Source organism: Metalysinibacillus jejuensis (genome assembly GCF_003057615.1).
Lineage (GTDB): Bacteria > Bacillota > Bacilli > Bacillales_A > Planococcaceae > Metalysinibacillus > Metalysinibacillus jejuensis.
The window spans coordinates 68,377-80,993 of sequence record NZ_QAFW01000002.1; the positions used below are offsets into that span (position 1 = coordinate 68,377).

Genomic DNA, 12,617 nt, shown 5'->3' on the forward strand with positions numbered 1-12,617 from the left:
GTATTTGGCACACAATTGTTAAGTCCTTAATGAAAAATAAATGAAACGTATGCTAGTATATGAGTAAGAGAAATAGTAAGGGAGGCACAAATCATGCAGTGGAAACGATTTAAATTTGTCATTCCTATGATGGTTATTGTGGCAGCAACAGCATTTTACATGCTAGGGGAGTTTCATCCACTTGTAGAGTCACAAGAGCGTACATGGATTATTATTGGCGCTACTATTGTAGCTGGTATTATTTCGTACTTCTTATTTCCACAAGCTAGCGAAGATAATCGAGACGATTATTGGCCAGACCGTACAGAGATTAACTTTTTAAAAAAGAAAAAATAATAACTAGACCGTTCCTTGGATGAGCGGTCTAGTTTTTTTATCTAAACTTATGGTTTAAAAAGTTTAAACCAGCCTTTAGCTTGGAAAATGGCTAACATGCCAACACCGATAATAAACATGACGCCTAGGACGATAAAGTAATTATATTTACCGGCTAACTCAGGCATATTTTCGAAGTTCATACCATAAATCCCTGCAATAAACGTTAAAGGAATAAAAATTGTAGAAACGATTGTTAATGTCATCATAATACCGTTCATGCGATTGGAGTTCATAGCCATATAGCTATCGCGCATATCAGCTGTGAGCTCGCGGTTGGACTCTACCATCTCCGTTAATTTTATAAGATGGTCATGAATGTCAGCAAAGTAAGCTCGTTCACTTTTTTTCAAAGGGAAGCGGTAAGAGCCGAGTATACGGTAAAGTAAGTCGCGCATCGGTAAAATAATACGGCGTAAATGCAGTAAATCACTTCGGAAATCAAAAACAAACTGCATAGTTTTAACGCTATTATGATATGTCATTTCATCTTCTAACCGATTTAATTGGTCTTCAATTTTATACACTAAAGGGAAATAGCTATCGACAATTTTATCAATCGTTTGATAAAGTACAAAATAAGAAGTGCTATCCCATTTTTTGGGTTTAGTTGCTAGGCGATGACGTACAATTTCAATTTCAGGTACATGTTCCTTGTGAAACGTTACAACAAAATTATCAGAAATGAATAAGTTGATTTCTTCAGGGTCCAATGTATCTTTATTGATACGATGCGTGACAAAAAAATAATATTCATCATAGTAGTCCATTTTTGGTCTTTGTAGGCGCATGAGACAGTCTTCAATAGCTAATGGATGAAAGTGAAAAAAGCTATTTAAAAGTTGTTCTTCTTCAATTGTAGGTTGATCAAAGTCTACCCAAAACCACTCAAAATCACCACTTGCTACTTCTTCTAGTGATAAATTCTCAACTAATTTTTGCTCTTTATTGCGAGCAATAATGTGAAGCAAGGATCATCATCTCCTTATTTTTTAAAGCATGTCCAACCACAAAAAAGTGTGGTAGAAAAGAAACGTGTTATTTTTTCGAAGCCAGCTGTTTGTAACATTGAGCGCATATCAGCTTCAGTCAAAAAGCCAAGCGTTCGAATTTGTTGCTCCATCGTTTCTACTTGTTCAGGCGTTAGCTTCGTATTTTGTAGCCAATAAGCACGCCATAAGTCAAACTGTTGTTCCGTTTCTGGATTGCCAAGCTCTCCGCATTTACAAACGATAATAAATGGTGCACCTGGCTGCAGATGTTCGGCTATTTTTTGTAATGTAGCGAGTTGTTCTGCACGCTCTTTAATAAAGTGAAGGACGAGTAAACAGGTAGCTGCTTCAAACGTTGCTGTAAGCGGTGCTTGTAATACCGTGCCTTCTACTAATGTTACACGAGGTTGTAATTGGTCATTTTTTAGTTTTTCTGAAGTAATCGCCAGCATAGCTTGCGACGGGTCGAGCGCCGTAAACTGCCAGTGCGAATTAGCTTGTGCAAAGTGTAAGAGCTCATTTCCGCTCCCTACACCCGCGACTAAAATATGTGCTTGATCATCTAGTGTGAGACTTAAAAAAGCTTGAGATAAGCGTAACATAGCATCATAACTTGGCAAGGTGCGTCGAATCCCACGCTCGTACTCAGCGCTTAAATCTTTTGTGAATTCCATCAGATATCCCCCTTATGTTTGAAACTTTTTGTAAATGTGTACGTATAAATAGTATAAAGGATTTACAGGAAGGATGAGGGATTTTGGATAATAAACTTTCTAAAATAATTGTACATTCAAGTTTTTACTATGCGCCATTTTTAGTCCCTGTCATTATGTTTTTTATCGCGCCTGATGAGGAAGTTCGCCGTTTATCTGTTCAAGCCGTACTCTTTCAAATTGTACTAGCGATTTTACTAGGTATTTCATGGGCTTTTACATTCGTAATTATAGGGTTACCATTTTTAATCGTTTTCGGTTTAATTTATTTTTGTGCGCCAATTATCGGTATTATCCGTGCATTACAAGGAAAGTCTTGGAATTACCCTATCGTTGGGCGCCTTGTATAATACAGTGAACTAAGAGCAATCGTATAAATGTACGGTTGCTCTTTTTGTGAGGGTTTTTTTTTGCAATACGCAGTCACTTTTTTTATAATAAAGTCAAAGATAGTCAAAGTCAGTGATAATTGTAAGAGAGGTGGTCGACGTGCGAAATATATCAGATATTATCGAGAGCTACTTAAAACAAATTATAGAAATGAATGAGCAAGGGTTAGCAGAAATTAAGCGTAGTGAAATTGCCTTAAAATTTAATTGTGTTCCTTCACAAATAAACTATGTTATTAACACGCGTTTTACCGAAGAGCGTGGCTATTTAGTAGAGAGTAAGCGCGGTGGCGGTGGGTATATTCGAATTTTACGTGTGCAGCCCCACTCACAAAAAGAGCTAATTGAGGCGATGATTACTCAAATCGCGGAAGAAACGACGCAAACGATGGCGGAGGATTATGTTTATCGTTTATTAGATGAGGAAGTTATTACAAAAAGAGAAGCTAAAATGATTATAGCTGCTACTATGCGAGCGACATTAAATGTACCTCTGCCATTACGAGACCAATTACGTGCTCGTATATTGAGTGCAGTTTTAGTGACGTTGAAGTATGAACAAAGAAAAGAAGGTGAGTAATGTGTTATGCGAGCGTTGCGAACAGCGACAAGCTGTCATTACAGTTTCTAAAAATACAAATGGTGAACAAGAGGTTCATCATTACTGTGAAAAATGTGCACCTAATTTTTATCCTTTTACTAATGAGTTACCAAAAGAACCGATTTCGATACAACAATTATTAGCCAACTGGCAAGCTCCTAAAAATGTGAGAAAAGAACAGCTGCGTTGTACAGGCTGTGGCTATACGTATGCGCACTTTAGAAAGACCGGGCGTTTTGGTTGTGCGAAGTGTTATGACACTTTTATTGATCAAATGCCAAAAATTTTACAACCTATTCAAGCAGACTTACAACATGTTGGTGCTATGCCAACAGCGGTAGAAAATAAAAAAACAATAAAGAAACAAATTACAGAATTACGCGATCAAATGCAACTTGCGATAACACAAGAAGCTTTCGAGGAGGCTGCAACATTGCGCGATAATATTCGTGAGTTAGAAACGCGTTTAAAAGGGGGCGAGACTGATGGCGAATATTGATGATTTTTTGCAGCAGATGCGTGATTGTGATATCGCACTAGCAGATGCTACACCTAATAGTGTAGCGATGAGTACCCGTATTCGTTTAGCTCGTAACCTAGATGGCTATCGTTTCCCGCCTTATTTGACAGAAGGTGAGGAAATGGAGGTAGAAAATGCGATTGCACATACACTGCTGGATTTTGATTCATCACTCACCTATTTTTCGTTAGCAGATATCCCTTTGTTAGCACGCCAAGTTTTAGTAGAAAAACATTTAATTAGCCCACAATTTTTACAACAACAACAAGGCGCGTTAATCGTATCAGCGGATGAGAAAACGAGTGTGATGGTCAATGAGGAAGATCACTTACGTATTCAATGTTTAGCTCCAGGTTTACAGCTAAAAGAAACGTACGAGCGAGCATTTGCGCTAGATCGCAAAATTGAACAAGAGCATAACTATATGTATCACCAGCAATACGGTTATTTAACAAGTTGTCCTACAAATCTAGGTACAGGGTTGCGCGCTTCTGTGATGTTACATTTACCGGCACTTACGATGACGAATCGTATCAATGTAATTATTCAAGCTATGCTACGCTTAGGAATGGTAGTGCGGGGTATATACGGAGAAGGTAGTACGAGTTTAGGTAATATTTATCAAATCTCTAACCAAGAAACATTAGGGAAATCTGAACAACAAATTTTAACGGACTTACAACAACAAGTAGAGCAGATTATAGAGTATGAGTTACGAGCGCGTAAAGCACTTATGCAACAATCAGCTGTTTTACTTGAAGATCAAATACAACGTGCACTCGGCACACTGCGTTATGCACGTGTGATGACGAGTGAAGAGGCTGCTAAAAGCTTATCAAGCGTACGGTTAGGCATTGACTTAGGCATTATTCAAGATGTGCCAATAAAAGCGGTGAATGATTGTATCAGCTGCATGCAACCAGGTTTTTTACAATACTATAAAAATGAAACATTGCAAACGCAAGAGCGCGATATTGCGCGAGCGAAACTTATTAGAGATTTATTAACTAACGTTTAAGAGGAGGAAATCATATGTTTAATCGATTTACAGAGCGTGCAAATAAAGTGCTAAATTTAGCACAAGATGAAGCAAAGCGTTGGAAAGCATCAAAAATTGGTACAGAGCATTTACTCTTAGGTCTTGTAAGAGAAGGAGAAGGCATTGCGGCCAAAGCGTTAGCTGCTGCAAACGTTACACCTGAAATGATTGAGCGTGGCATTGAGCAACTCGTTGGACGCGGTACAGAAGAGGTAGATGCTGTCGTACATCATACACCACGTGCAAAACGTGTTTTAGAGCTAGCGGCAGATGAAGCGCGTAAGTTAAATCATAATTATATTGGAACTGAGCATATTTTACTCGGCCTTATTCGTGAGGAAGAAGGCGTTGCAGCTCGCGTATTAAATAATGTAGGTGTAGGTTTAAATAAAACACGTCAGCAAGTATTGCTGTTATTAGGAAATAGCGAGCATGGTCAACAAACACCAAATGGTCAAACGATGAATCAGCAAGCCAATACACCAACATTAGATGGCTTAGCACGCGATTTAACACAAATCGCTAGAGAAGGTACACTTGACCCTGTTATTGGACGTAGTAAAGAAATTACACGTGTCATTGAAGTATTATCTCGCCGTACTAAAAACAACCCTGTATTAATTGGCGAGCCAGGTGTTGGTAAAACCGCAATTGCTGAAGGGTTAGCACAACAAATTGTTAATAATGAAGTACCTGAAATTTTACGTCACAAACGTGTGATGACATTAGATATGGGTACAGTTGTAGCAGGTACTAAATACCGTGGTGAGTTTGAGGACCGCCTTAAAAAAGTAATGGAAGAAATTCGACAAGCTGGCAATGTTATTTTATTTATTGACGAATTGCATACATTAATTGGAGCAGGCGGTGCAGAGGGTGCAATTGATGCCTCTAACATCTTAAAGCCATCCTTAGCGCGCGGAGAGCTACAATGTATTGGTGCAACAACACTTGATGAGTACCGTAAATATATCGAAAAAGATGCGGCGCTTGAGCGTCGATTCCAACCTATTCAAGTCGATGAGCCTTCAGTAGAAGAAGCGATTCAAATTATTTACGGGCTACGTGACCGCTATGAGGCACATCACTGTGTGAAGATTACAGATGAAGCAGTAGAAGCAGCCGCACAAATGAGTGATCGTTATATTTCAGACCGCTTCCTACCTGATAAAGCGATTGACTTAATTGATGAAGCTGGCTCTAAAGTGCGCTTACGTTCTTATGTCTTGCCACCTAACCTTAAAGATTTAGAAGAGGAATTAGATAAAGTACGCGCTGAAAAAAATGCAGCTGTACAAGGTCAAGAATTTGAAAAAGCGGCTAAATACCGTGACCGAGAAAAACAAATTACACTTGAAGTGCAAGAAATGAAAGACAAATGGAAAGAAGAGCAAGATAAAGCTGAATTAGAAGTAACAGTTAACGATATTGCACAAGTTGTAGCAATGTGGACAGGTATTCCGGTAGCTAAAATTGCAGAAGAAGAGTCGGCAAAACTACTTAATCTTGAAGAAGAACTACACAAGCGTGTAGTAGGCCAAGGCGAAGCGGTAGAAGCTATTTCTCGCGCAATTCGTCGTGCACGTGCAGGGCTTAAAGATCCAAAACGTCCAATTGGTTCATTCATTTTCTTAGGGCCAACAGGGGTTGGTAAAACGGAGCTTGCACGCGCATTAGCTGAAGTAATGTTTGGCGATGAGGATGCTATGATTCGTGTAGACATGTCTGAGTATATGGAAAAACATTCGACTTCTCGTTTAGTAGGCTCTCCTCCAGGTTACGTTGGTTTTGAAGAGGGCGGTCAGCTCACAGAAAAAGTGCGTCGTAAACCGTACTCAGTCGTCTTGTTAGATGAAATTGAAAAAGCCCATCCTGACGTGTTCAATATTTTGTTACAGGTATTAGATGACGGTCGTTTAACAGATTCTAAAGGACGCGTTGTGGACTTCCGCAATACGGTAGTTATTATGACATCAAACGTCGGTGCGGATGCATTAAAATATCGTAAAAATGTAGGCTTTAATGTCAATGAAAGTGCAGAACAAGAGCATAAAGATATGAAAGGCGTAATGTTAGAAGAATTGAAAAAAGCATTCCGCCCAGAGTTCTTAAATCGTATTGACGAAATGATTGTGTTCCATTCGTTAGAAAAAGAACATTTAAAAGAAATCATTCGCTTAATGGCAAAATCGTTAACAAAACGCCTTGCAGAACAAGATATTGATTTAGCGCTAACGGACGCAGCATTAGAAAAAATTGCAGAAGAAGGATATGATCCTGAATATGGTGCGCGACCATTACGCCGCGCGTTGCAAAAGCATGTGGAAGATCGTCTATCCGAAGAGCTATTAAAAGGAACATTAAATAAGGGCGAGCAAGTAGTATTTGATTATGTCGATGGTGACTTTACAGTAAAAACTACGCAGCCTAAAGCATAAAGCGTCGATTTTTCAAATTTAGTACGGAAACGCTATACAAATTGATAACTTTTTGCGTTTAAATGGCTAATAATTTAGCAAAGATAAAAAAGTGTTAGGTTGTTATTTATCGACAGCCTAACACTTTTTTGTTTAGAATGTACGTTCTGCTATACTGAAATAAAAAAGGAGTTTACTATGGCAAAGAAAAAAACAAAATTTGCATGTAATGACTGTGGTTACGAGTCGGCAAAATGGATGGGGCGCTGCCCAGGTTGCGGGGCATGGAACACGATGGTTGAGGAAATTGAGGTAGTAACGAAAGGGCCGCGTGGTGCTTTCCAACACTCAGCAACAGTTACTACAAAAGCTACACCTATCGTAGATGTAGAGACTGTAGAAGAGGCGCGCGTACCTACTACAATGAATGAATTTAATCGTGTACTTGGCGGTGGCATCGTACCGGGGTCTTTGATTTTAATCGGTGGTGACCCAGGTATCGGTAAGTCTACATTGCTCCTACAAGTATCTGCGATTTTATCAAACGCTAACCACCGCGTGCTGTATATTTCAGGTGAGGAGTCTATTCGTCAAACAAAGCTACGTGCAGAGCGTTTAGGTGTAACATCTAAAGAGCTCTACATTTATGCCGAAACGAACTTAGAATTTTTGCATCAAACAATTGAACAAGTAAAGCCCAAGTTTGTTATTGTCGATTCTATTCAAACGGTGCATCACCCTGAGGTGACGAGTGCGCCAGGTAGTGTATCACAGGTGCGAGAGTGTACAGCTGAGCTGATGCGTATCGCTAAAACGCAAAACATTGCTATCTTTCTCGTAGGGCATGTCACAAAGGAAGGGCAAATTGCTGGGCCGCGTTTACTGGAGCATATGGTAGATACTGTGCTTTATTTTGAGGGAGAGCGCCATCATACGTACCGCATTTTACGAAGCCAAAAAAACCGCTTTGGCTCAACAAATGAGATTGCGATTTTTGAGATGCTACAAAATGGATTAAATGAAGTGCTTAACCCTTCAGAAATGTTTTTACAAGAGCGCTCACAAGGAGCGGCTGGTTCGAGTATCGTAGCATCGATGGAGGGCACACGCCCCATTCTAGTAGAAATTCAGTCCCTAGTTACGCCAACGAGTTTTAACTATCCAAAACGTATGGCTACTGGACTTGATCAAAACCGTGTGCAACTATTAATGGCTGTTCTTGAAAAGCGAATGGGCTTTATGTTGCAATCACAAGATGCTTATATCAAAGTTGCGGGCGGTGTAAAGTTAGATGAACCTGCGATTGATTTGGCGGTATTAGTAAGTATCGTCTCTAGTTATAAAGATCAAGTAGTAAAACAAGGCGATTGTTTTTGTGGTGAAGTAGGCTTAACGGGTGAAGTTCGCCGCGTAGCGCGCATTGAACAACGTGTGCAAGAAGCAGCTAAACTTGGTTTTACACGAGCTATTGTGCCGAAGTCGAATTTAGGCGGGTGGGACTACCCTACAGGTATTGAAGTCATAGGCGTAGATACCATTCAAGAGGCGCTAAGACTAACTTTTCCTAACGCTTAATATGGGCTAACACTACTTCTAGCCGGAAGTAGTGTTTTTTCTTTGCAAGTTGCTAGCATATGAACAGCTAAGTGACAGTAAAAAATGTATAATACAACTATATAGGAGGTGGTATACCCATGTTGAAAAGAACGATTCAAATTGCTTTTTTATTGTTGGGTGGCGCTCTTGGGTTTGTCTTTTTACCGGAATTATACAAACTTATGAATTTATCTACAAACCCATGGCTCAATAACCCTTATGTTTCAGTGTTGCTCGGTGCGTTAATGTTGTTTATTTTATCCTTTGCTTTTTCCGATTACTTTGTAAAATTAATTAGCTTGTTAGAGGATATTTTGATAAAAGTACCTATTGCTGATTTATTATTCGGTACATTAGGGTTAATAGTAGGCCTTGTCGTAGCCTTTTTATTTAGCTTTGCAGTAGAGAGTATACCAGTGTTACTTGTTCAACAAGTTGTACCTATTTTGCTTAGCATTATGTTAGGCTACTTAGGATTTAGAGTAGGTTCTACGAAGCGTGATGAAATTTTACAAATTTTTGCACTCAAAAGCCAAAATGCACAAAAGAAAGCTGTAGCAGATAATGAAGTTAGTCCCGGACGACAGAAAGTATTAGATACGAGTGTCATTATTGATGGCCGTATTGCCGACATTGCCGAGACAGGTTTTTTAGAAGGGGCACTTGTAGTTCCTCAATTTGTACTAACTGAGTTGCAACACATTGCAGACTCATCCGATACGTTAAAGCGTACGAGAGGGCGTAGAGGTTTAGACATTTTAAAGCGGCTACAAGATGATAAAACATCAAAGGTAGTCATTACCGATGAAGACTTTGAAGATGTAGCTGAAGTAGATTTAAAGCTAGTACGCTACGCTAAAAAACATCATGCTCAAGTTGTAACAAATGATTTTAACTTAAATAAAGTTTGTGACTTACATCAAGTCGATGTATTAAATATTAATGACTTAGCAAATGCAGTAAAACCCGTTGTTATTCCAGGGGAAAATATGCAAGTCGTCGTCATTAAAGACGGTAAGGAGCATAACCAAGGTGTAGCTTATTTAGACGATGGCACAATGATTGTAGTTGAGGAAGGTCGAGCATTTATTGGCCAAGCCATTATGGTAACAGTAACGAGTGTTTTACAAACATCTGCTGGTCGCATGATTTTTGCGAAGCCAGCTGAAGAGTAGGAAGTGAAAAAATGCAATATGAAGTAGTATTACCTGCTGCTGGTAGCGGTAAGCGCATGGGTGCTGGGCAAAATAAATTATTTTTGCAACTTATGGGCAAGCCTATTTTAATACACACTTTAGAAGTGTTCGAACAAGATATAAATTGCACAGGTATTTGGCTAGCTGTAAAGCCTAGTGAACGCATATATATCCGTGAATTATTAAAAAAATATGGTATTACTAAGGTGAGTGGTATGCCTGATGGAGGTGCAGAAAGACAGCATTCTGTACATGCTTGTATTAAAGCGATGAATGATGTCAGCATCGTGCTTGTACATGATGCCGCTCGTCCATTTATTACGCATCCGATTATTAAAGAGCTCGCTAAAACAGCATTTGTTAATGGGGCGGCGGTAGCGGGCGTGCGCGCAAAAGATACGATGAAAAAAGTAGTGGATGGTCGAGTGCAAGAAACGATAGACCGAGATAGCTTATGGATGGTTCAAACACCTCAAGCGTTTCGATTTGATTTATTAGCACAAGCGGAAGATGTCGCCGAAAAAATTGGCTTTTTAGGTACAGATGAGGCTATGCTAGTCGAGCGTTTAGGACATACCGTTCATATGGTGGAAAGCACGTATGAAAATGTTAAAATGACAACACAAGAAGATTTAGTTTTTGGCGAAGCAATTTTACAGCATCGCCAACAAGGAGGACAAATGAATGTTTAGAATTGGTCAAGGCTTTGATGTTCACGAGTTTGCAGAAGGACGCCCTTTAATTATTGGTGGTATTACTGTGCCACATGAAAAAGGTTTAATTGGTCACTCTGATGCCGACGTGTTATTACATACGGTGACAGACGCTGCTTTAGGTGCGATTGGCGAGGGAGACATTGGACGCCATTTCCCTGATACAGATCCTGAATTTAAAGATGCGGATTCCGCTAAGTTACTCGAGTATATTTGGAAGATGGTAGAAGAACGAGGTTATAAATTAGGCAATATTGATTGTACAATTATGGCACAGCGACCTAAAATGGCGCCGTATATTGAGCCGATGCGTCAGCGTATTGCAGAGTTATTGCATGCAGATCCTTCGCAGGTAAATGTTAAGGCTACAACGACAGAAAAGCGTGGATTCGTAGGCCGAGAAGAAGGTATTGCAACAATGGCAACGATTTTATTAATCAAGGCATAACACAGTATGTTAAAATGGAACACATACATTCAAGCATAGCTTGAACGATAATTAGGAGGCTATTATTCATGACGAACGAAGTACGCGTACGCTATGCGCCAAGCCCAACAGGTTTTTTACACATTGGTGGCGCTCGTACAGCATTATTCAACTATTTATATGCAAGACACCACAACGGTAAATTTATTGTACGTATCGAGGATACTGACATCGGACGTAATGTTGAAGGTGGCGAAGCATCACAGCTAGATAACTTACGTTGGTTAGGTATCGATTATGATGAGTCAGTTGATATTGGTGGACCTTATGCACCTTATCGTCAAACAGAACGTTTAGATATTTATACAAAATACGCGCAACAATTATTAGATGAAGGCTTAGCATATAAATGTTTCTGCTCATCAGAACAGCTTGAACAATCTCGTGAAGAGCAAAAAGCAAATGGCATTGCAGCGCCAACATATGATGGTACTTGCCGTAATTTATCAGCTGAAGAAGTAGCAGCAAAAGAAGCCGCGGGTGAAGCTTATACAATCCGCATGCGTGTTCCTGAAAATGTAACTTATGAAATTGATGATTTAGTACGTGGTCATGTGACGTTTGAATCGAAAGATATCGGTGATTGGGTTATCGTCAAAGCGAATGGCATTCCAACGTATAACTTTGCTGTAGTATTAGATGACCACTTTATGGAAATGACACATATTTTCCGTGGTGAAGAGCATTTATCAAATACACCAAAGCAAATGATGATTTTTGATGCATTCGGTTGGGAGCATCCACGCTTCGGCCATATGACATTAATCGTTAATGAAGACCGTAAAAAATTATCAAAACGTGATGAATCAATTATTCAATTTGTTACGCAATATAAAGATTTAGGTTATTTACCAGAAGCGATGTTTAACTTCTTTGCTTTACTAGGTTGGTCACCAGAGGGTGAGGAAGAAATTTTCTCTAAAGAAGAGCTAATTAAGCTGTTTGATGAAAAGCGTCTTTCTAAATCACCGTCGATGTTTGATAAACAAAAACTAACTTGGATGAATAACCAATACATTAAAAAGTTGTCGCTAGATGAAGTAGTGGAGCTAGCATTACCACACTTACAAAAAGCAGGTCGTTTACCAGAAACATTAACAGCAGAGCAACAAGCTTGGGCTAAAGAGGTTATCGCGCTGTATCACGAGCAAATGAGCTTTGGTGCAGAAATCGTTGAATTAACAGAGCTGTTCTTCACAGACGAAATTCATTATGATGAAGCGGCAACAGAAGTGCTAGCTGGCGAGCAAGTTCCTGAAGTAATGGCAGCATTTAAAGTACAATTAGAGCAACTAGAAGCGTTCACACCAGAAGCAATTAAGGCGGCAATTAAAGCAGTACAAAAAGAAACAGGACATAAAGGTAAAAACCTATTTATGCCAATTCGTGTTGTTACAACAGGTCAAACGCATGGTCCTGAGCTACCAAATTCAATTGCTTTATTAGGTAAAGATAAAGCAGTTGCTCGCGTAGCAAAATATGCGCAATAATAATTGACTTTCGTAGCGTTCATTGTAAAATGAACTACAATACTATGCGTTGACGAGGAGAAGTAAGCGTTGCAAGCTCTAAAAGAGAG

Annotated in this window: 13 protein-coding genes and 1 other annotated feature (1 of these 14 running past the window's edge); of the genes, 11 read left to right on the top strand and 2 right to left on the bottom strand. The window is 39.4% G+C overall.

What is annotated here, in order from left to right; translation table 11 throughout:
- The first annotated feature begins 93 nt into the window (after positions 1–93).
- A complete protein-coding gene (locus DDE80_RS01625; RefSeq protein WP_108305950.1) occupies positions 94–336 on the top strand; it encodes a hypothetical protein in 243 nt (80 codons plus the stop codon).
- 47 nt (positions 337–383) lie between these two features.
- On the opposite strand, the gene corA is transcribed toward DDE80_RS01625, so the two are convergent.
- On the bottom strand, positions 384–1,346 hold the full coding sequence (gene corA, locus DDE80_RS01630) for a magnesium/cobalt transporter CorA (RefSeq protein ID WP_108305951.1): 963 nt from the start codon (positions 1,344–1,346) through the stop codon (positions 384–386).
- 14 nt (positions 1,347–1,360) lie between these two features.
- Positions 1,361–2,041, bottom strand: a complete 681-nt coding sequence (locus tag DDE80_RS01635; RefSeq protein WP_108305952.1) for a class I SAM-dependent methyltransferase — start codon at positions 2,039–2,041, stop codon at positions 1,361–1,363.
- Positions 2,042–2,124: 83 nt separating this feature from the next.
- Between DDE80_RS01635 and DDE80_RS01640 the strand changes: the two genes are divergently transcribed.
- The 10 genes from DDE80_RS01640 to gltX all read left to right on the top strand — a co-directional run bounded on the left by DDE80_RS01640 (position 2,125) and on the right by gltX (position 12,528).
- On the top strand, positions 2,125–2,430 hold the full coding sequence (locus DDE80_RS01640; RefSeq protein ID WP_108305953.1) for a DUF4870 domain-containing protein: 306 nt from the start codon (positions 2,125–2,127) through the stop codon (positions 2,428–2,430).
- Between the two features lie 139 nt (positions 2,431–2,569).
- Positions 2,570–3,049 carry a CtsR family transcriptional regulator gene (locus DDE80_RS01645; RefSeq protein WP_108305954.1) on the top strand — a complete coding sequence of 160 codons (480 nt, stop codon included), beginning with the start codon at positions 2,570–2,572 and terminating at the stop codon, positions 3,047–3,049.
- A complete protein-coding gene (locus DDE80_RS01650; RefSeq protein WP_108305955.1) occupies positions 3,024–3,569 on the top strand; it encodes a UvrB/UvrC motif-containing protein in 546 nt (181 codons plus the stop codon). The genes DDE80_RS01645 and DDE80_RS01650 overlap by 26 nt, the downstream gene beginning before the upstream one ends.
- Complete coding sequence (locus tag DDE80_RS01655) at positions 3,556–4,608, top strand: protein arginine kinase (protein WP_235612253.1); 1,053 nt, start codon at positions 3,556–3,558, stop codon at positions 4,606–4,608. Before DDE80_RS01650 ends, DDE80_RS01655 begins: the two co-directional genes overlap by 14 nt.
- Positions 4,609–4,622: 14 nt before the next feature.
- Positions 4,623–7,067, top strand: a complete 2,445-nt coding sequence (locus DDE80_RS01660; protein WP_108305956.1) for an ATP-dependent Clp protease ATP-binding subunit — start codon at positions 4,623–4,625, stop codon at positions 7,065–7,067.
- A 177-nt stretch (positions 7,068–7,244) separates the two neighbouring features.
- Entirely contained in the window at positions 7,245–8,621 is a 1,377-nt protein-coding gene (gene radA / locus DDE80_RS01665; RefSeq protein ID WP_108305957.1) for a DNA repair protein RadA, read from the top strand.
- 119 nt (positions 8,622–8,740) lie between these two features.
- Complete coding sequence (locus tag DDE80_RS01670) at positions 8,741–9,817, top strand: PIN/TRAM domain-containing protein (RefSeq protein ID WP_108305958.1); 1,077 nt, start codon at positions 8,741–8,743, stop codon at positions 9,815–9,817.
- 11 nt (positions 9,818–9,828) lie between these two features.
- Positions 9,829–10,530, top strand: a complete 702-nt coding sequence (gene ispD / locus DDE80_RS01675) for a 2-C-methyl-D-erythritol 4-phosphate cytidylyltransferase (protein ID WP_108305959.1) — start codon at positions 9,829–9,831, stop codon at positions 10,528–10,530.
- Positions 10,523–10,999, top strand: a complete 477-nt coding sequence (gene ispF / locus DDE80_RS01680) for a 2-C-methyl-D-erythritol 2,4-cyclodiphosphate synthase (RefSeq protein ID WP_108305960.1) — start codon at positions 10,523–10,525, stop codon at positions 10,997–10,999. Before ispD ends, ispF begins: the two co-directional genes overlap by 8 nt.
- Positions 11,000–11,067: 68 nt before the next feature.
- The gene (gene gltX / locus DDE80_RS01685; RefSeq protein ID WP_108305961.1) at positions 11,068–12,528 is read left to right on the top strand and encodes a glutamate--tRNA ligase; all 1,461 of its coding nucleotides are present in this window, start codon (positions 11,068–11,070) and stop codon (positions 12,526–12,528) included.
- Between the two features lie 40 nt (positions 12,529–12,568).
- Positions 12,569–12,617: a binding site (T-box leader), on the top strand; it runs 169 nt beyond the window's last position.

What these genes read in the sequence shown, in the direction of transcription:
- ispF (WP_108305960.1), top strand. Translation starts at nt 10,523, where the DNA reads ATGTTTAGAATTGGTCAAGGCTTTGATGTTCACGAGTTTGCAGAAGGA.
- DDE80_RS01625 (WP_108305950.1), top strand. Translation starts at nt 94, where the DNA reads ATGCAGTGGAAACGATTTAAATTTGTCATTCCTATGATGGTTATTGTG.
- gltX (WP_108305961.1), top strand. Translation starts at nt 11,068, where the DNA reads ATGACGAACGAAGTACGCGTACGCTATGCGCCAAGCCCAACAGGTTTT.
- DDE80_RS01655 (WP_235612253.1), top strand. Translation starts at nt 3,556, where the DNA reads ATGGCGAATATTGATGATTTTTTGCAGCAGATGCGTGATTGTGATATC.
- DDE80_RS01670 (WP_108305958.1), top strand. Translation starts at nt 8,741, where the DNA reads ATGTTGAAAAGAACGATTCAAATTGCTTTTTTATTGTTGGGTGGCGCT.
- DDE80_RS01650 (WP_108305955.1), top strand. Translation starts at nt 3,024, where the DNA reads ATGAACAAAGAAAAGAAGGTGAGTAATGTGTTATGCGAGCGTTGCGAA.
- ispD (WP_108305959.1), top strand. Translation starts at nt 9,829, where the DNA reads ATGCAATATGAAGTAGTATTACCTGCTGCTGGTAGCGGTAAGCGCATG.
- DDE80_RS01660 (WP_108305956.1), top strand. Translation starts at nt 4,623, where the DNA reads ATGTTTAATCGATTTACAGAGCGTGCAAATAAAGTGCTAAATTTAGCA.
- DDE80_RS01635 (WP_108305952.1), bottom strand. Translation starts at nt 2,041, where the DNA reads ATGGAATTCACAAAAGATTTAAGCGCTGAGTACGAGCGTGGGATTCGA.
- radA (WP_108305957.1), top strand. Translation starts at nt 7,245, where the DNA reads ATGGCAAAGAAAAAAACAAAATTTGCATGTAATGACTGTGGTTACGAG.